This window comes from Bifidobacterium sp. 7101, assembly GCF_000499285.1.
GTDB classification, from domain to species: domain Bacteria; phylum Actinomycetota; class Actinomycetes; order Actinomycetales; family Bifidobacteriaceae; genus Bombiscardovia; species Bombiscardovia apis_A.
Genome location: NZ_AWUN01000002.1, coordinates 220,187 through 238,794, shown reverse-complemented (window position 1 = coordinate 238,794; position 18,608 = coordinate 220,187). Strand labels below are relative to the sequence as shown.

Sequence of the window (18,608 nt, the reverse complement as noted above, 5' to 3'; positions counted from 1 at the left end):
GCAATTTGGGAGGATTTAGGCATGCAAAACCCCGGTTCGGGCTGTCTGTTGGGCCCTTGCCGGGGTGGTTATGACTGCTGACCAGCCTTGAGTGGTCAGTGCTGGGCGGCCAGGCGCTCGCGTGCAGCCTTGATCTGGGTCTCGGCGGCCTCGGCGTTGGTCCAGTAATCGCCGGGCATGACCTCCTTGCCCGGTTCCAGAGCCTTGTACTGCTCGAAGAAGTGCTTGATCTCCTGCTTGTGGAAATCGGAGACATCGTCGATGTCCTTGATGCCATCGAAGCGGACGTCGGCGGGCACGCAGAGGACCTTGTCATCCCCGCCGGCCTCGTCGACCATGTGGTAGAGGCCTACGGCGCGGCATTCAACGATGCAGCCCGGGAAGACCGAGTCGGGAATCATGACCAGGGCATCCAAGGGATCCCCGTCCTCGCCCAGGGTGCCGTCGATGTAGCCGTAGTCATCGGGGTAGCCCATGGAGGTGAAGAGGGTGCGGTCCAGCCTGATATGGCCGCTGTCGTGGTCCATCTCGTACTTGTTGCGGGAGCCCCGGGGGATCTCGACCAATACGTCGAATGTCTCTGCCATTGTCCTGTCTCCTTTTCGGTCTGGACGGCATAGGTATGTCTCATACACAGCATAACCGTCCCGCGGCACATTCGACCACAGTCTCCCGCTCACGCACCTATATGCCCAGCGGCCGCTCATACTCAAGGCATGGGGCGGGCGAAGAGTGAGGACGAGTATGAACAAGCATAGATGGATCGGCCTCTTGGCGGCTCTGGCTGCCCTGGCGACCCTTGCCGGTCCGGCGGCCCCGGCCATGGCTGGCGGAGGATCAGGTCATGCCGGTGGCAGACCAGTGCCCCCCGGCGGCCAAAAGGTCCGGCTCTGGCAGGGTTGGGCCTACAAGGATGATGACCAGGGGGCTTTTGGTGGCTATGAGATAGGCAGCGTAGACAGGGCGTTCTCCCAGATGGGCGTGGTGGATGGAGGCAATGCCACTACGGCCCGGGTCAAGCGACAGGCTCTGGATGAGGCCAACGGCAATTGCCAGGCGCGCTTTAACGAGGCCCATGCCGACCAGTCCGGACAGGGCCACTGCCGGGTGACCGGCGTGGGCGTGGTTGCCGGCTACCGTGGATCCCAACGTATCTTTGACGGGATCTCCGTGGCTATTCACAAGCTTTGGATGGATAACTGGCGTAGCCAGGTGGCCAACAGCACCTTCAGCAACCGTGGGGTGACCTATCGGACCAGCGACTCCTTCTGGGATCAGTCCAACGACAATCTAGACAAATTCGCTGAAGAGTATGCAGGTGACGAAAAAGGCATCTCCCTGGTGGTGATCATGCTCAACGACTACGAGCCCAAGCCGGCCGATCTGCCGCCGGGTCCGCCCGATAAGCAAGTGGATTGGGGCACCAGCGCGGATGGAATGACCAATCGCACCCATATCGTTACTGGAACCGGTCGTGGCGGTCGCGAACTGACATTTACCGATGTCTTCAACCCTCAGGGCAAGCAGTACCGTGTCAGTGGTCAGCATGTCAGAGACCAGACCAGCGGCGAAGACCTGACCGACCAATTCGTTTTCAACACCGCCGAAGGGGCCAGGCCGCCTGGTGACCGGGCCACAGCCACCTGGAAGGGCGGGACCCTGCCGGAGGAACACCGCTGGGCATGGCAGCTGGATGTGACTGTCGACCGGCCGGAGACCGGGGTGATCCTGGACCAGGGAGGAATCCGCTGGAAGGGCGCTGCCCGGCAGGTTGACCAGTCGACTCCCGAGCGTCGTACGCCCACCTGGAAGCCCAGGCCGGACAAATCCTGGATTCTACGAGACACTGCCACGGGGGCGTGGAAGAGCGTAATAGACCCCCAATGGAGTAACGGGACTGGTGCTGATGGACATGCCTTTTTGGACGGCGACCGGGTGGGATCGGTGGTCAACGCTACTGTCGAAGCCCATTTGATTGAAGCCCCTAAGGTTTTCGCCTTGACTGACGACTGGAGCGCTGCCGACTATCTGGTTGATCAGGATGGGGCTGGGGCTATCCGCATTTTTGTGTCCAAGGCCAAGGCGGATGCAGACGGGCACTACCACCGCAGCAGCGTCGGAGACATCGTGACCAAAGGCAGGGATGTGACCGACCGTTTTGAGATCAGCGTGACAGGCACTCGCGCGCGGGCCCAGGCCAAGAGCGGATGGTTGAGCGGTCTCAAGGGGATGGAGGACCCTATGCAGGTCACCATGCTGGTTCCCTTCACGGTCCGATTCGCCAACGGCGGTGGCGCGGCCCAGGTTCGCAAGGATCTGGGCAGAACACCCGACCAGGAGCTGACCTTCTGCAAAGCGCCAGACGGCCATGGAAACCAGGGCGAGGCCCTGACCAACTCAGGCTCCCAAACTGTCAACAGGCAGAGTGTACAGACCAACAAGCCAGGCATCTGCGGGTATCTGCCTCCGGTGCGCAAGGATGTCATTTCGGAGGCCGGTCAGGGCGGGGAGCAGGCCAGTGTTGACGGCAAGGTGGTCTTTCCTGGTCAGCGGCTGGAGTATCAGTTGGATACCCAGCCCAGCCTGCCTGACAATCTGGCCTACCCAGTCGAATCAATCATCCTGACGGATGTCTATGACCGCTGGTTTTTGCCCGACAAACAGACTCTTGAGGTGACTGACCTGCAGAGCGGCGATGTCATCGCCAAGACCGGATATGCCACACAGTGGAAGGACAAGGATCATGTCCTGCGAGTGACCATTACCGATCCCGCCCGTATCAGACAGTGGCGGGCCGGGGGCAACCCCAGAATCCGCCTGCGCTTCGAGGGCAGGGTTGATCCCAAGGCCCCAACGGATCATCGTGTGGACAATCAATGGGTGCTGACGCTGAACAACTCGCTGACTCCCTCCAACCAGGTGAGCAATCCGCCGGCTGACTTCCATCCTTCAAAGAGCGATGTCAGCACGCATGATCCAGGCATCAGCATCGATGGCAAGGTGCTTTTTGTGGGCGACCGTGGTGTCTATCGGATCAGTCTGGACGCCCGCCGAAAAGACACCGCCTATCCGGTCTGGCGGTTGGGCATGACGGATGGCTACGACGCTCGTCACCTGGATATCGATCCCAAGGGCATCGAGGTTCTGGGTTCCGATGGCCGCGATTACACCAAGGCTTTCAACATTCAGGTAAAAAACGGTACAGTCCTGGTCTTCGCCAAAACCGTGGATACCTATGTTCCGGCTACAGGCGTGACCCTCAAAGGGGATCCCCAGCCTGCCGATCTGGCTGCCTATGCCGCTGCCCGAGGCCATAATCCCCTCCTGGAACCGTCTATTGACCAAGGGTTGCTGGGGCGCACCTACGATTTGGTTTTGCCCTACACGGTCATCCGTGCGAAAACCGATCACGTGGTTCGCAACCAGGCGACCCAGATCATCAACGACCTGCACAAAGCGACCAACGTGGTCACCAATCCGGTCAAGCCGCTCAATCCCGCCAAGGATGTGGTGGTCGCCGTGGGTGGAGGAAGCGCTCATGCTGGCAGTATCTACCGTGACCGACTCTTCCTCTACCGTCTGGACTCCAGTCTGCTGCCGGCCGGACGTGCCTATCCGCAGGTGAAAACCTGGCGGATTGAGGATCGGTTGGACCCAGCGGTGGATCGGTTCACTGGCCATTGGGCCGTCTACGCAACCCAGGATCTCTACGAGAATGGACGCATCCTGATTCATCATGGACAGATCATGGCTGGTTCAGACATGCCCGCAGATGTCCATGGCGGTCCTTTGTTTACGATGACCGCAGACCCTGCAGGTCTTGTCAAAGTGGAGGCTACACCGCGGTATCTGGCCTTGGTCAGCGCTTCAGGCGACCGCCCGGTCGGTTGGAGGGCCTATCTGCAGTGCAGGCGTCTGAAGAACGTGGAACATCATGAGAACCGATTCACTGAGTTCTATCAGGACAAGACGCTGGTCTCCAACACGGTCTGGACCAGAACGCCCGATATGACACCGGCTCTGCACATAGAGAAGTTTGATCAGGCTGGCGGTATGCCCAAGGGTGATCGGGACCAGCCGGAACAGGCCCTCCAGACTCATGACGATGTTCCCATTGTCTTCCGGATCACCAATGATTCTCCTCGTGATCCCAGCGATGGGACTGGAGCAATCTTCCCCGCACGGCAACTGCATTTGGAAGATCAGACAATCGTGGGTCAGGGACGGGTGACCGGGATCCGCTATCCGGATAATTGGTCAACCCTTATGCTCCGTCCTGGCCAGTCAGTGGACGTGCATGCTACGGTGACGGGCATATCAGGTCGGCACACCGACAGGGCCAGGGTGATCGGCAGTCCTCTGGTGCCCTGTCCGGTAGAAGATGAGGCGTCCCTTCCTGAACGGGAAGATACCGGCAAGTCTTCTCTGCAGCCTGATTCTCGGGGCGTGATGGTCGAAGGCCATCTGTTGTGCTCGGATCGGGCCGTCCGTTCCAATAGTGACGATTGGAACGCCCTTGGGGAAACACTGCCCAAAACCGGGGCAGCAGTGGCTCTTCCGCTGGCCATCGTTGCAGTGGCGGTCGGGACCGGCTCGCTTCTCTCCGGCTTGGTCAGGCGGGTGTCTAAGGGTCATGGGAGGTGGCAGTGACCGTCGATCTCAGGCATCCAGCCCATGCGTGTCCCCCGGTCTGTGGTCTTTCTAACGAGGCCACTGCTCATCCAAAGGTGGCCGTGATCCATCGCAGGCCAGGTAGACACGGGCGATGCGCATGCCGGCCCGTTCCGGCTCCAAGGTCAGAACGTGCCGACCGTCGGTCAGCTGGACGGCGGTCATCTCTGACCATCCCCAGACATGCTCGGTGGCAAAGGTCATCAGTCTTCCCCCTCGGGGGAAGAGGTCGGTCCGGGCCAGCGGGTCGCCGTCCAGAATCAGATGGCAGGAGTCCTCCAGGTCGGAGGCGAACTGGGCGAGGAGCCAGATCCGGTAATTGCCTGGCTTGCTAATTTGGAAAGCCATGTTCATGCCGGGAGCCTGACCGGGATCGGGCCAGAGCCGTTGCCTTGGCTCGGCCCGCATGGCCAGGCCCCGGCCCCTGTGAGTGGGGGCATCGGTGGGGACCCAACAGCCCCTTCGAGGTTTGCCATTGTGTGGCCCATTCTGTGACAGCCAGGCGTTTTCATCCTGTCTCAGGCAGTCGGCGGCCTCAAGGTAGATGCGTTCTGGCGTCTTGTTGATGTCACTGTTCTTGCGTTCGTCTGGCCAGACCAGCTTCGGCCGAGTATACAAACCTCCGTGCAGCCAGTAGTCCTGATCGAAGTAGGGTACAGGTTCGTCCGGAGTGCAGTCCGGATCGATTTTGTAATCCTTGATGGCCAGGTTCCGCAGAGGGCGGTCCAAAGTCTCGGCCGTGGGCGTTGGCTGAAGGTCTGCAATCTGATTGCTGGTCTGAGCCCTGTCTATGAGAGTTGCGTGAGAACTACTGTTATCAGTCTGTTCGGAGGGCCGGCCATTTGCCATCCAGGTACTGAAAGCCGGTCCTAGCCGGCTGGGTCGTTCCAGACCGGTGTTGATTACGACTTTATCGATGCCGAAGGAGTCGTCCACGGCGATCAGCTGCAACCGGTGGGCTCCTGCCTCCAAATAGGGCAGGATCATGGTCAGTTGTTCCGCGTTGTATACGATGGTTTCCTGCCAGTTGCCACGGAATTCGTCAGTGGTGGGCGATTCCAGGATTTCGCCCCGGTTGCCATCAAAGCTGACATGCAGGCGAATTCGGCCACGTGAGTTCAGGGTGGGCAGCCGGTGAATCTCCAGACGATGACGGCCGGGGGTCTTCAGCCAGAAGTCCAGGCTCAGACAGGCCCCGCTTTCCGATTCCGGGTCGCTCCAGCCCTTGGTCTGCATCAGGTCCGGACCGAAACGGCCCAGGTCTTGGGTCGCCAGCCAAGTAGTGGCCTCAGTGAGGTCGGGGCTGACGCGTCCGCGTGAGGGGTCCATACTAATGTGGCCATCCGCCTCAACGTAGCCGGTGAATCCTCGTTCGAGACGAGGGTCTTCGCCTACCAGAACATCGACCCTGATCGGGGTAGACCAGGCTTTTTCTGTTGCCTCCGGGTTGCAGGGACGAGTGATGATGGTCAGCGTGCCTTGACGACCCGCATGGGTTGAAGCGTTCTCGACCTGTACATGGATTCGCCACTCGTCCCTGACGATCCGCCGCCTCTCTGGTAGGCGGATCCAGTCCTGATCGGCACTGACGCACACTTCCTGCACAGGGCTGCCCATAAGGTCCAGATCAAACCACTTGTCGTCGATGCCATAGGGGTCGAAGACCAGCCTGGCGTGATCGTTATTGCCGGGAATCTTAACGCTCTCCTCTGCTCCCTGTGGTGTTAGGATCAGCCCCTGGTCCGGTTGTACCTTGACTGGTCTGCAAGCCGGGTACTGAGGCAGCGTAGGGGGAGGGAACCTGTTTGGAGTAAGGATGCCGTCCCAGCAGCCTTGGGCAAGCTCCTTGTTGTACCAATGGAGCAGGGCCCGGATCATCCCCTGGAAGAGATGGGAGATTCTCATTTGCCTGTCGGCGGCCGGCATGGCGCCTCGGGCGGCCTCGAGACGGCTGCGGTCCGCATGGTAGAACTGGGCGTTCACGTAGTAGGCCATGGCAATCTTCAGATTCACCAACGATCGGTAGGATTCGCGAAACTCTGGTTTCATGCTCCTGCCAAGATTGTGCGAGCGCTCAGCCAGTTCTCGTAAGGCTGCCAGGCGGCCGCCGGCCTCGTCGTCGTAGCCTGTCTGGGTGAAGGAGTCCTCGTGCAGGTGTTCGATTTTGGTCTGATTGTTGATCCGGTAGTAGCTCATGCACAGGTCGGCAGCCTCAGATCCGCGATTGTCGTCGAAGGTCTGATTGAACCAGGCGGCCACGAAGTCCCGGGCCGACAGACTGTGGTGATCCTCGTCCGCATTCCAGGCCAGGTGGAGGAAGTAGGACCCCTCCAGCTCCAGGCGCTTGATGGCTCCCAGATTATCCACCCATACCCGGCGGATGCCCCGATCCCAGCACTTGCCCAGCTGGTCGTTCATCAGAGCCAGGGGAGTGGATGAAGTACACCGGTAGCTGGTCCTCGGCGGCGCCCAGTAGGAGCTGTGGTAGTAGACCCCATTGCCCCCGCTGCGTGCCCGTTCGTCCTGATTGGGGAAGCGGCGCATATACCCATAGTTGTCGTTGACCCACATGATGGTCACGTCTTCGGGCAGGTCCAGGCCTGCGTCGTAGAGGGGCAGTACTTCCTTGTAAGGAATGAAGAGCTGGGGGACCTCCTGTGGAGGTCGGCCCAGGTGCTGACGCAGGATGTCCCTCTGGTCATGAATGATCCGACCGAGCAGATCGACCCGAGCTTGCAGGCGGCCCTTCTGGTCCAGGTTCGGATCCTCGTCGATGGCACGCGTTGTCAGGCCCGTGTCGTGAATGCCTCGCATGCCCAGGGTCCAGGTGACCTCGTAGTTCCGGTTCATGTCCACGCTTTGTGACCAGTAGCGCCGAATCATATTCCGGTTGCGTCCGGGCAGCGAATAGTCATAGTCCACATGCCTGCCCTGTGAGGCTACCCAGGGGTCCCACTCATGCTGGTTGCTCCGCAGGAGCATGTCGCAGTGGCTGCTCCCGATGACCACCCCCATGCTCTGGGCAAGCCTCCCGTTGCGCGGATCGGAGTTGAAGGCGTTGACGTGCATGGCCGGCCACAGATAGTTACCACCCAGTCGCAGGATCAGATCGAAGACTTTTTCGTAGGTCGCCGGTCCGATGGTTCCGTCCGGAGTGTGCAGGCGGGCCCAGTCGTCCAGCTCCTCCTCGTCGTTGATGAAGAAGCCCCGGTATTTGACTGAGGGCCAGTCGAAGACGCGCAGGTCGTCGGGCAGGCATATCCGTTCATGGTGACGTGCTGGCACGTTTCCCCACCAGTGCAGGGGTGAGATGCCGATGGCCCGGCTGAGAGCGTAGATTCCGTAGATGGTTCCGCGCCGGTCGGTTCCGACGACATAGAGGGTGCCGTTGACGACCTGCAAGGTGAAGCCTTCCCAGCGATACCCTCCTTGTGGGTCTTTGAGTGGGGTCAGATCAATCTTGTCGGAGCAGACAGCCGAATCGATCCAGCTGGAATGGCCCAGAGTGCCCAAGCAAATGGTCGGGCTGCCCTCATCGATCAGACTGGTCGACCTCTGGGTCCGGCCTGTCACGGTCGCGAAATCCCTCATCAGATTGTCGGCCGCAATTTGCACGGCAGAATTCTCCCCATGACCAAGTAGCCAATTGGGCCGGACCCCTGAATCGGCCAGAACTGCGCCCGACTCGGCGGTCACTGGTATGGTTCCGGGCTGAGGATGAAACAAGGTGACCATGATGGCGCTCCCACTGTCTGCTGATCAGGCGGATGATCTGCCGCCTGTGTTCGGACATCCATAGGCTAACATCGGATTAGGAAAATTTTCAATAAGGAAAAAATAAGCGCGACTTGGAGAGCATGGCGGCCGCTTCATTCCGTTACCATGGTTGGAGACGCTTACAGTACAGCAGAGCCGGGAGGCGATCCGATGAGCAAGAAAGTGACGCTGGCCGACGTGGCTGCCAAGGCAGGGGTTGCTGTGTCCACGGCCTCCAAGGCGTTGCGCAACAGCGCACAGGTCAGCGGCCCGACAAGGGCCAAGGTGTTCAAGGCTGCCGCGGAGCTCTCCTTCTCGCTCAATGAGCGTCAGAAGCAGTCCCAGCCCCCAAGCCTGCCCAAGTCGGTGGGCCTGGTCACATCGGACCTGGATGGACAGTTCTCCATGCCCATCCTGATTGGCGCGGAAAGCTACTTCGGGGTCGAGTCCATCCCTGTTTTTCTTTGTAACGCCGGCAGGGACCCGGCTCTTGAACAGCACCACATAGACAATCTGCTGGCCTATGGCGTCAAAGGTCTGCTGATGGTCGGATGGCGTACCGATCCGCGGCCAGCGCTGACTAGTTGCCCGGTGCCGGTTGTCTATGCCAACCAGGCGTCCCTGGATCCCCATGACTGCTCGGTCGTCACTGACAACGAGGATATCGGGCGGCTGATGGTCCGGCATCTGGTCGAGGGTGGATCTAGAAAAATCGTGCTGATCGCTGGTGATCCGGCCTTCCAGTCCTCGGTCAGACGGCTCAAGGGCGAGATGGCCGAACTGGATAGCCGTGGGTTGGCGCCCGTGCGTACGGTTCGGTATGGAGGCTGGAACGAAGAGACCGGACGTCGCACCATGGTTGGCTTGCTGGATGAGGGCATCGACTTCGATGGGGTGGCTTGCGGCGACGACGAGATAGCCCGGGGATGTCTGGATATCCTGCATGATCGCCAAGTCTCCGTGCCGGATAGGGTATCGGTGGTTGGGGTTGACAATCGGCAGGTCATTGTCGGCAACTCGCGTCCCCCGCTGACCAGCGTTGACCTGAACCTGAAGGCCATCGGTACCAGGGCGGCCAGCTGCCTGGCTGATATGCTGGACGGCCGAGATCACCAGGGCATCGAATATGTCAAGGGTACGCTTGTTCAGCGAGCCTCTACCAGAATGCCGTTGTAAAGCCAGTCCGTCGGCAGATTTCAGAGGGTCATACAATTGCGACCTTACTGACACAAGCGAGTCTTTCACTCTTTAACTGTCAGCAACTTTTTTATTTAACAAATTTTCTTCTTACCATGACCAGTGCCGGAGCTGCCGCTCAGAATCCAGCCATAGGCCGTCTGGTCTGGTTTCCAGCGTCAGCGATCATGATCCTTTCGGCGTCTCGTATCCCACTTGATGAAGAAAGGACATGCCATGGCCTTGCACCTCACAAAAGCGCGTTGGATGGAGATTCCGGCTCATCGCGTTTCCTGCGGGATCGGACTTTTAGCGAGATGTCCGCACTATGTTTGGCGCCACTGCTGTTGGTTCTGCAGTGCGTAAGACCTCCACACAGCTGGGGAAGCCGACTTCGAAGCGTTTGCCGTAGAAAGTCCTGACGCGGAGGGATGTTGGCAGAGTCAATTCTCTTCTGCATCCAGCAACACCACGCCCTGGGGAGGATTGCTGTCGATGGCTCCCACGGTCTCATGTGGCAGGTAGGGCTCCTCCATGGAGGCGATTTCCTCGGGTGTGAGTTTCAAATCCAGTGCGGCCGCCGCATCGTCAAGGTGCCGGGCTTTGGTGGCTCCGATGATCGGTGAAGCAACGCCTTTGGCCCACTGCCAGGCTATGGCTACCTGAGCCATCGGAGTATTGTGCTGCTCCGCCACTTTTTGTACGCGGTCAATGATGGCCAGGTCGTTGTCTTCGGCCCGGTCGTACTTGCCGCGCGAGACCTTGTCAGTGGCGCTGCGCAGAGTGTCGGCGGTCCAGGTAGGCCTTGTCAGATGTCCGGCGGCCAGAGGGCTGTAGGGCATGAGCGAGACGTTCGTCTTTCTGCAGAAGGGTATCAGGTCCTTCTCGTCCTCCCGGTAGAGCAGGTTGTAATGGTTTTCCATGGCGCTGAAAGGGGTCCAGCCGTTGTCTTGGGCGACTTTCTGCATATCCTGAAACTGGCTGGCGTACATGGCTGAGGCGCCCAGCGCTCGCACCTTGCCAGCCTGGATCAGATCGTTCAGCGCCTCCATGGTCTCCTCGATGGGGGTTTCGTAGTCGAACCTGTGGATGATGTAGAGGTCCAGGTAGTCGGTGCCCAGTCGCTTGAGCGTTCCATCAATCTCCCGATGGATGGCCTTGGATGAAAGTCGCCCCTCATTGAAATAGACCTTGGAGGCGATGACCACCCGGTCGCGGCTTGTATGCTTTCTAAGCGCCTTTCCCAGATATTCCTCACTGGTCCCGGCGGAGTAGCCGTTGGCCGTATCGAAGAAGGTGATGCCCAGATCGAGTGCGTGCGCAACGACCGCGTCAGTCCCTTCCTCATCCAATGTCCAGTCGTGCATGGTGCCTGGTTTGCCGAAGCTCATGCACCCCACGCAGATTTTCGATATGTTGATGCCCGTTTTACCCAGTTGTGTGTATTGCATGATGAGCCCCCTTGGCCTTCCTTGGTGCTGATGCAATCATGCTAGCAAGTTTGAGTCGGTGGAAGTCTACTTGTGAGATAGCTGTGGTGTTTAGATCACTGGGTGGAAGGTGTTCTGTGCTTGATGAACGCTTAAGCCTACTTTGGTGTGCTCCGAGCCAGTTCAATTTGAAAATTACAATGTTTGTGCGTTATCGATATCAACCGTGTAAGCATGCTAATGTACTTCCATTAAAGTCAAAGCGGGCTTTTCAAAATGCACGTTAAGAAGAGTAATGGAAGTACATCGTTTAACTTTTATAGTGATTCAGTTATTGCTGCATCATTCAATCGTGCTTGACCATAAAGACAGATATACGGGAATGTTCCCAGTTATGGGTAGCTTAGTTCTATGAAGCGAGGAAGTACTCTGGTCAATGGACAAAGTAGATTTGAATTCCTTTGCCAAGGTATAAATTCCACGGTATAACCAATAAATATGATGATTTTTAGGACAGACGTAATAAGAGAATAAGTGCACTCTGCTTTCTGAAGGTGTATCCAAATAAGGAAGAGACTGACTTATGAAATAGTTGGTTTTAGGAGTATCGAGATTATTAGAAATAGAGGAACGAATTGTATTGTCCTTTCCTGGAAACAGTACAAAGCATGTCTCGTTTTTAGCCGGACCATGTATTCGCCAAGCTACATCACACATACCAGAATCATAAAGTGGTGATTCGTTCGTAATTAGCTTTTCGGCCTCTTTGTTTTCAGTCATGAAATCGATAGCAAGAGACGGCTTTGTATAAGGCTGATTGACAGGTGGTACATTTATTTCCACTTGTGCATCGACGGAGAATAGTTGCATTGCTTTGCCCCTTTTTTTGCCATTATGATTTGCTGCATTCATTCGAGTGCTTTTGTAACATCACTATGAGTCGTTGTGATGGTGCAACTCTGCAAATTCAATTATATCGTATCTATATCGCTCGGAAACGCATAATAACCGTGTCTGAATATTTATATTATTAAGCTAAAATCAACTACTGCTGTTTTCGTCTATGGTTAATTATCCATGAACCATGGGTTCGAGACCTATTCCTCACGCTCAGGCGATCTTGATAGCGCTTTAAGTAAAGATGTGCATCTATTAAGAAGGAGTTTAATAAGAAAGCCGCTTCGAAATTAAAGATCAGCTCAACAGTCATGCACTCAGTCAATATCAAAAGAGGCGAGAGCGAAGAAAATTTTTATAGCTCTATCTATGTAAATGGTCCAGCATGCCAGATTGGCGACTGCATATACCGTTTTACAGAATGAGCTTGTAGGTGCGATGCAGTGTGTAAGCCAAAGGGGCCTGTATCGATCAGATGCCTACAAGAGTCGTGGCAAGCGGGGTCCAGAGTACCCCCCCCCCCCTGCCCCTGCCTAGTCGTTTGAGGGTGACACTGATGAAAATGCTGGCGATTCCAGCACACTCGGCCAGAAATCGGTAGCCAGCACAAACGCATTTGCCAGTCTCATAGATGTGACCTGAGCAATGCCATCAGACTAATTGCCAACGGCACCTGCGCCATTATTTCCCGCTGATACAATCAAGATAAAAGTTGAATCTAACCTTTAATGAAGAAGGCTCACGTGGCAAGTGGAAACGATATAAGCTGTGGTGTTTTTTCATATTTGTTGCGTTTCAAGCGCCCGCATTATCCGTATTCCGATAAGTATCTTCACGAGGTGGGCAATTCGCCGGATAGTCGTGCAAGGACGGAAAAGCAGCATATGGTGCAGTGGTTTGCAAATAATACAACCCATGGATCGGGCGCCTATTCCCGGCAGAAGCCAAATAAAAGTGCAAAAATTGTTATAACAAATTGGAGAATGCTGCCTCGTTGCTGTGGATTGCCGAGGCGGTTGGCATTGAAAAACCGATTGTAGCAGAAGCTTTCGAGGCTGCGAGACAGGCGGGAGACTATCGCCGAGCCTGCGGAGCAATCAGGAAGATCATCACTTGGTCCATGATTATTGAATGCTTGTAACGGCATTACCGTATATCAAATATAGTTTTAATAAGTGTCGTAGGTACTCGGTTTTTAGTGCAGACTGCTTAGAGCAAGAGTGGTTTTTAACACAGGTTCGGAAAGAAAGGATTGTGTATGCCCGAGATTATTTGTCCCAAATGCGGAACCGCATTCACCATTGACGAGGCCGGATATGCCGATATCCTGAAGCAGGTTCGTGATAAGGATTTTGACAGGCAGCTTCATGAACGGCTTGAGCAGACTGAACGTGAGAATAGCAAGATCCGCGAACTGGACAAGGCGCAGGCCGAGCAAATCTTGCAGAAGACCAAAAGCGCCAAGGATGCCCAGATACAGGAGCTGCAGGCAAAGCTGGAATCTGAGCAGGCTGCAAAGGAATTGGCTGTTTCAGAAGCCTTGCGGAAGGTCGAGAAGGAGAAAGACGATCTGAGCGCCAAACTGGATAAGGCCGAGTCGGAGAAGCAACAAGCGCTCGATCTGGCAGAGGCCAATTCCAAAAGCGAGCTGCAAAAGGCGGCTGCGGACAAAGAGGCCGAGATCGTCAAATTGCAGAATCAGCTTGATGCTTTTGAGTTGCAGAAGAAGCAGGAGCTTGCCCAGGCTTTGAGTCCGGTGGAGAAGGAGAGGGATGATTTCAAGGGTAGGCTTGAGAGGTTGCGGCTTGAAAAGGAGTCAGAGGAGAAGCTCTCCAAGGAGCAGCTGAAATCGCAGCTGCAGGCGGTCGTCGCGGACAAGGATTCCGAGATAGCAGAGTTGAAGAGCAGTCTGGACAAGGCGGAGCTGCAGAGCAAGGTCGAGGCCAAGTCCCTCAAGGAGCGTTACGAGGTCCAGATCCAGGATCGTGACGAGCAGATTGAGCGGCTGCGTGATCTGAAGGCGAAGCTGTCCACCAAGATGGTGGGGGAGACGCTTGAGCAGCATTGCCAGATTGAATTCAATAAACTGAGGTCCACGGCCTTCACCAATGCCTACTTTGAGAAGGACAACGATGCGCGGACGGGCAGCAAGGGCGACTTCATCTTCCGTGACAAGGATGATTCCGGCACGGAGATCGTGTCCATCATGTTCGAGATGAAGAATGAGATGGACACCACCTCCACCAAGCATAAGAACGAGGACTTTTTCAAGGAGCTCGACAAGGACAGGCGGGAAAAGGACTGCGAATACGCCATCATGGTCTCCCTGCTGGAGCCTGACAGTGACCTGTACAACACGGGTATCGTGGATGTCTCCTATCGCTACCCGAAAATGTATGTCGTCCGCCCGCAGTTCTTCATACCGATAATCACCCTGCTTCGTGATGCCGCCAAGAACTCTCTGCAATACAAGAACGAACTTGAAGAGGAGAGAGCGCAGAACATCGATATAACGCATTTTGAGGACGAGTTGGAGTCTTTCAAGAGCGCTTTTGGCCGCAATTATGATATCGCTTCGAAGAAGTTCAAGACCGCAGTGGAGGAGATCGACAAATCTATCAGTCATCTGAACAAGATCAAGGACGCCCTGCTGGGTTCCGAGAACCAGCTTCGTCTGGCCAACAACAAGGCGCAGGACGTAACTATACGAAGACTGACCAGAAACAATGAGACTATGAAAGCCAAGTTCGACGAAGTAAAGAAGTCGAAGGCGATAGGAGCCTGAGACCATGAACGGTGCATCTATGTAAGGAACTGGATGTAGAGGCTGTCTTTCGTTTACGTTCGAGTCGTCGTAGTTATCACTGTTACGCCACGCAGTCTATAAGAATCTAATTTGAGAAAACAGTAAATCTGTGGAAAAGGTAAAACAATAAGGGATGAATACGGTCAATAATCTCAGAACTAAATCTTGAAACAGTTAGTCCAGGTCCACGCGATTCATAAGTTGTGTTCGTCAGAGTGTATACGGTGTATACAAAGACTGGTATGAGAAAGATCAAAAGCCAGCGTTAGTCGTTCTCTGATTGCATTAGATTTCGAATTTAAAGCCGTGTTGGTAGAATTGCAAGAATGTGGTCTCACACATAAACATAGGTTAGCAGTGAATGATGAACGTTGTAGAATTGCAAATTTATCTGATTTTAATACAGAATCGGCTTATTACTACTGGTCATTTTTTCTAGCTCTATTAAGTGTAAATAGAATTCATAGGTGAAGGATGTCTAAGTAATGTAATTCAGAGTAAAGTATCGAATGTAAATTCAGACATATGTAGTTTCCTTGAGTAAAACTGATACTAATGACACACGGGTTACCACATCAGCTGTAGTCGTCTCGTGGTCAGGGAGAGTAAAGCCTCATTAAAGGCGCGGCTAATTATATACAAGCAGAAGTTTGACAATACCAAAATTAGCAAATTGTGTACGCGTCCAAAGCAGGCGAATATCTTTCAGCTTAATTTGAGACGTTAACGCTCATTGTCCATATAGCCACTAAAATGTGATGGTCTGGTCATGAAGATTAGTTAGATTGCAAATTATCTGGGCGGAAGTCGAATTATTGATTCAGCTCTAGCGATTACTAAAAAAGTAAACTTGAAAATGAATGCATCCATAACATACCTTTAATTCCTATACACGAAGAGTCTATGAGGTTGTGTTGTAAGTAAGGCGTGAGGGATAGCTCGGATGATTGGCCGGACACAACCTTTGCAACTCGTGGGAAGATATCAAGTGATTCGAACTAGATCGGTGAGATCATTAAATTGGAAGATTATCAAAGCGCGTCCGATTTTGTTCGCCCAAGAATTAGGAGCGACGAGCAAAATAGTAAAATTACTGCAGTATGGTTCTGCGAAGTTATAGGGGTGTAAGAGTGGGCTCGGTATTTGGTCTTAGATTACTCAGGTCTTTAAGCATCGCGTCACTGATAAGTATCATGGTAAGTATAAGATATTTTATGTTCTTAAGAGACAATCTAGGATCTGAAGAGCAATTATCATGATAGTTAGAATGTTGATTTAGGATGTTGTATTCCTGGAGCGTGGTGCGCAGTTGCTACTCGAGACTCTAATGCTCGGGGCATAGTTAAATGTCCGATTCTGCTGTTTGTAGAGAAGAAGCTCTTTGGCAGCTTTAGTCGAAGACAAAGGAAGTTCCTCGGTATGGGAAGAGGTTTCATTAGAATGAAAGTTCACCAATTTGCGTACAGATGAGAAGTCGAGTGGAACTGTAACAGAATAGGCACCGTCGCCACTTTTAGAAACTCAGTTTTGCTTAAATTAAATAGCTCGTGTATGGAGTTAATGACACCAAGAGCATTTAATCTAGACTCGACTTTGAGGGACAAAAATATAACTTTGAATTGCCCCCCCCCCCCCCCACCGGGATACTTCGAAAGAAAAAGAATAAATCATGTTGAAGATTCAGCGCTAAATGCAACACAAGCATCTTGTTATCGGCATAGATCATATGATCGCTCCTAGCAAAATAATCCAACGGACAGAACATCCGATAAGTTAGAAACCGTTTGTCTGTTTCAGACTGTTTATTTATATCAGATTATGAGCTGCTGCCTGATGAAATACCTCAACACTAAAGTAATATTAAAAAACTAAAGCGCTCGATGTCTAGTATCTGCAATTTGTTCAGTTGTTGGAGGTTTATGATAAACAAATCAAAAGAGTAGCTTTATTAGACTGTTACCTTTTCTAAATGAGTTTCGCTCATTATCAAACTGGTTAGTTATTCCAGTTGCTTCCGAGTATCTTTCTTGCTATTTCTATATTTTCCTTTAAGGACGTAATCACTGAGCCTTGGTTTAATATCAGCACTTGAGGATGTTTTCTCTTCCAAAGAGATATTAGCAGATAATAGGTCGCAAGGAATGCAAAGTAAGGATGCGTGTATGTGCGGAGGCTTGCCGCACTACTGATAAAGGGTGAAAAAGTAGAACCGTGGACTCGTTCGTTCCTGGCAGTATATAGGAAGAGCGAAATAAGGATTTGTGTCTTCGAATTGCTGCCCAAGGTAACAAAAGTAACACCCGAGCTGTTCGCTAACTTGAGCTGCTCACCTTCTAATGCTCGGCGAATTAGTAGAGCACCATTTCTGCGTGTTACACTAGAACCTTTCTTATATTTTAATTCTAAATGCTCTAAAAGTTGGCAAATTTGTTGATTATTTTTTGAATAGTTTATTCTATTTTTAAGACCATAATTTACGTTTTTATCCACGACGTCAGAGATAAGTCGTTTGTAAAGGTATTCGCATGATTGAACGGGAAAGTTCGAACAAATCAAATCAATAACATCTTTATCTACAGCTTCGGCAATGGTTCTAAGGCGATCAGTAATATTTTGTCGCGGAGCAAATTCTCTAGTTTCGAGTTCGAATGCTTTCCACGTTGAATCGAAAGCGATATCAACTCGTCCCGGAAGAGAATCAAAGGCATCGATCAGATAACTCAGTTGTCGATTGAACTCAACCGAATTGAGCTCGCCGATTTGTATGGGTCTGAAAAAGGTGTTGGTCTTCGCCTCGACTCTTTTCATGAATATTTCTTCAATTGAAAACAGCTCGCGTGGTTTTAGTACCCCTACTTTTGCCCATTGTGCAATTGCTCCTAAGCGCGCCTTACGTTCGGTTGTTGCATTATGTTTATTAGAAGACATGTTATCAACCCTATCCTTCAGTAAGCTGAATGGAATAGCTTCTAAACAATCGATGCTAAACACTCGGGTTATAATACTCTTAGTTATAACAATGTATGTGTATGTTGAAATGCTTGTATATACCTAAAACAGCTTGTTTACAGAAAGGTCGAAGAGTTTGTACAAGTAAAAACCAATTGCATATTGAGCATACATATAACTTCTGAGAAATCGTATTGACTGTATAATCTTTTATACACCTAATAGAGCTGTCGCTCAGACCAATGTCTGATGAGAAACTCACCTTTGGTTGGCGGGGCTTCGGTGATGGGAACGAAAACGCGTATTACATTCTTTGCCGGCTTTGATGTTCCCTTGGCGCTATATGACGGAGCTAAGGCAGCATGGCTTTAAAGGAGTGGGCGAACTCAAGTTGATGGTTGCGATGGAATGCTCCAGTTGAGTGAAGGTGTTCCACCGTACTTGTTGTAATGTGCTTCTTCGGTTCGCTAAGCCCTCAGGCTTTTAGTGGAAGTCTCAAAACAGCTCGCTTTTAATCTGGTAAACAAACTATGGCACGGTGCTTTACGATTCTACAGACAGTGTACTTTGTACTTTTAAATCAGATTAAAGGACATGCGTATCGATACGAATTGTTCCGTCTAACGCGGATGCGTGCGGCCGAGCTTGCGAATTACATTCGCGCTCTTGATGGTGTCATTCAGGACACCCGATGTTGCCTCGTTCAGTAGACTATCTGCAGAAAGCTTGTCTTGCAGCATGTTTGAGACGTAGCTGAGCGGATTGTTGCCACCGCTGACAATCCCATTGTTGTTCGTTTCCGACTTCCAGCCCATCCGAATGGTTTCGGGGACAGCATAAGCTGCTAAACAGCTTGAACTTAGCTCACAGCGCCTAAGGGCATGCCCTCCTCCCCACGCCCTGTTCGTCTTGTTCTGCTAGAA

At 53.1% G+C, this 18,608-nt stretch carries 9 protein-coding genes; 3 read left to right on the top strand and 6 right to left on the bottom strand.

Annotation, left to right across the window (positions count from 1 at the left end):
- Positions 1-95: 95 nt before the first annotated feature.
- Positions 96-587: an inorganic diphosphatase gene (locus P272_RS0103625; protein WP_029678189.1), complete on the bottom strand. Its 492-nt coding sequence runs from the start codon at positions 585-587 to the stop codon at positions 96-98.
- 157 nt (positions 588-744) lie between these two features.
- Between P272_RS0103625 and P272_RS0103620 the strand changes: the two genes are divergently transcribed.
- The gene (locus P272_RS0103620; RefSeq protein ID WP_044097732.1) at positions 745-4,650 is read left to right on the top strand and encodes an LPXTG cell wall anchor domain-containing protein; all 3,906 of its coding nucleotides are present in this window, start codon (positions 745-747) and stop codon (positions 4,648-4,650) included.
- A 51-nt stretch (positions 4,651-4,701) separates the two neighbouring features.
- On the opposite strand, the gene P272_RS0103615 is transcribed toward P272_RS0103620, so the two are convergent.
- On the bottom strand, positions 4,702-8,406 hold the full coding sequence (locus P272_RS0103615; protein ID WP_029678187.1) for a glycosyl hydrolase 115 family protein: 3,705 nt from the start codon (positions 8,404-8,406) through the stop codon (positions 4,702-4,704).
- 192 nt (positions 8,407-8,598) lie between these two features.
- On the opposite strand from P272_RS0103615, the gene P272_RS0103610 reads away from it, so the two are divergent.
- On the top strand, positions 8,599-9,603 hold the full coding sequence (locus P272_RS0103610) for a LacI family DNA-binding transcriptional regulator (RefSeq protein WP_029678186.1): 1,005 nt from the start codon (positions 8,599-8,601) through the stop codon (positions 9,601-9,603).
- A 443-nt stretch (positions 9,604-10,046) separates the two neighbouring features.
- On the opposite strand, the gene P272_RS0103605 is transcribed toward P272_RS0103610, so the two are convergent.
- Together P272_RS0103605 and P272_RS09250 are read right to left on the bottom strand one after the other, a co-directional pair.
- The gene (locus tag P272_RS0103605) at positions 10,047-11,054 is read right to left on the bottom strand and encodes an aldo/keto reductase (protein WP_029678184.1); all 1,008 of its coding nucleotides are present in this window, start codon (positions 11,052-11,054) and stop codon (positions 10,047-10,049) included.
- Between the two features lie 321 nt (positions 11,055-11,375).
- Complete coding sequence (locus P272_RS09250; RefSeq protein WP_155804973.1) at positions 11,376-11,945, bottom strand: hypothetical protein; 570 nt, start codon at positions 11,943-11,945, stop codon at positions 11,376-11,378.
- A 1,243-nt stretch (positions 11,946-13,188) separates the two neighbouring features.
- Here P272_RS09250 and P272_RS08610 point away from each other — a divergent pair.
- Positions 13,189-14,715: a DUF2130 domain-containing protein gene (locus P272_RS08610; protein WP_044097731.1), complete on the top strand. Its 1,527-nt coding sequence runs from the start codon at positions 13,189-13,191 to the stop codon at positions 14,713-14,715.
- 2,016 nt (positions 14,716-16,731) lie between these two features.
- Here P272_RS08610 and P272_RS09245 read toward each other — a convergent pair.
- Both P272_RS09245 and P272_RS09420 read right to left on the bottom strand, forming a co-directional pair.
- Positions 16,732-17,664 carry a hypothetical protein gene (locus P272_RS09245; RefSeq protein ID WP_155804971.1) on the bottom strand — a complete coding sequence of 311 codons (933 nt, stop codon included), beginning with the start codon at positions 17,662-17,664 and terminating at the stop codon, positions 16,732-16,734.
- 641 nt (positions 17,665-18,305) lie between these two features.
- Positions 18,306-18,500 (bottom strand): hypothetical protein, encoded by a 195-nt coding sequence (locus tag P272_RS09420; RefSeq protein WP_172636701.1) that lies wholly within the window; start codon positions 18,498-18,500, stop codon positions 18,306-18,308.
- Positions 18,501-18,608 lie beyond the last annotated feature (108 nt).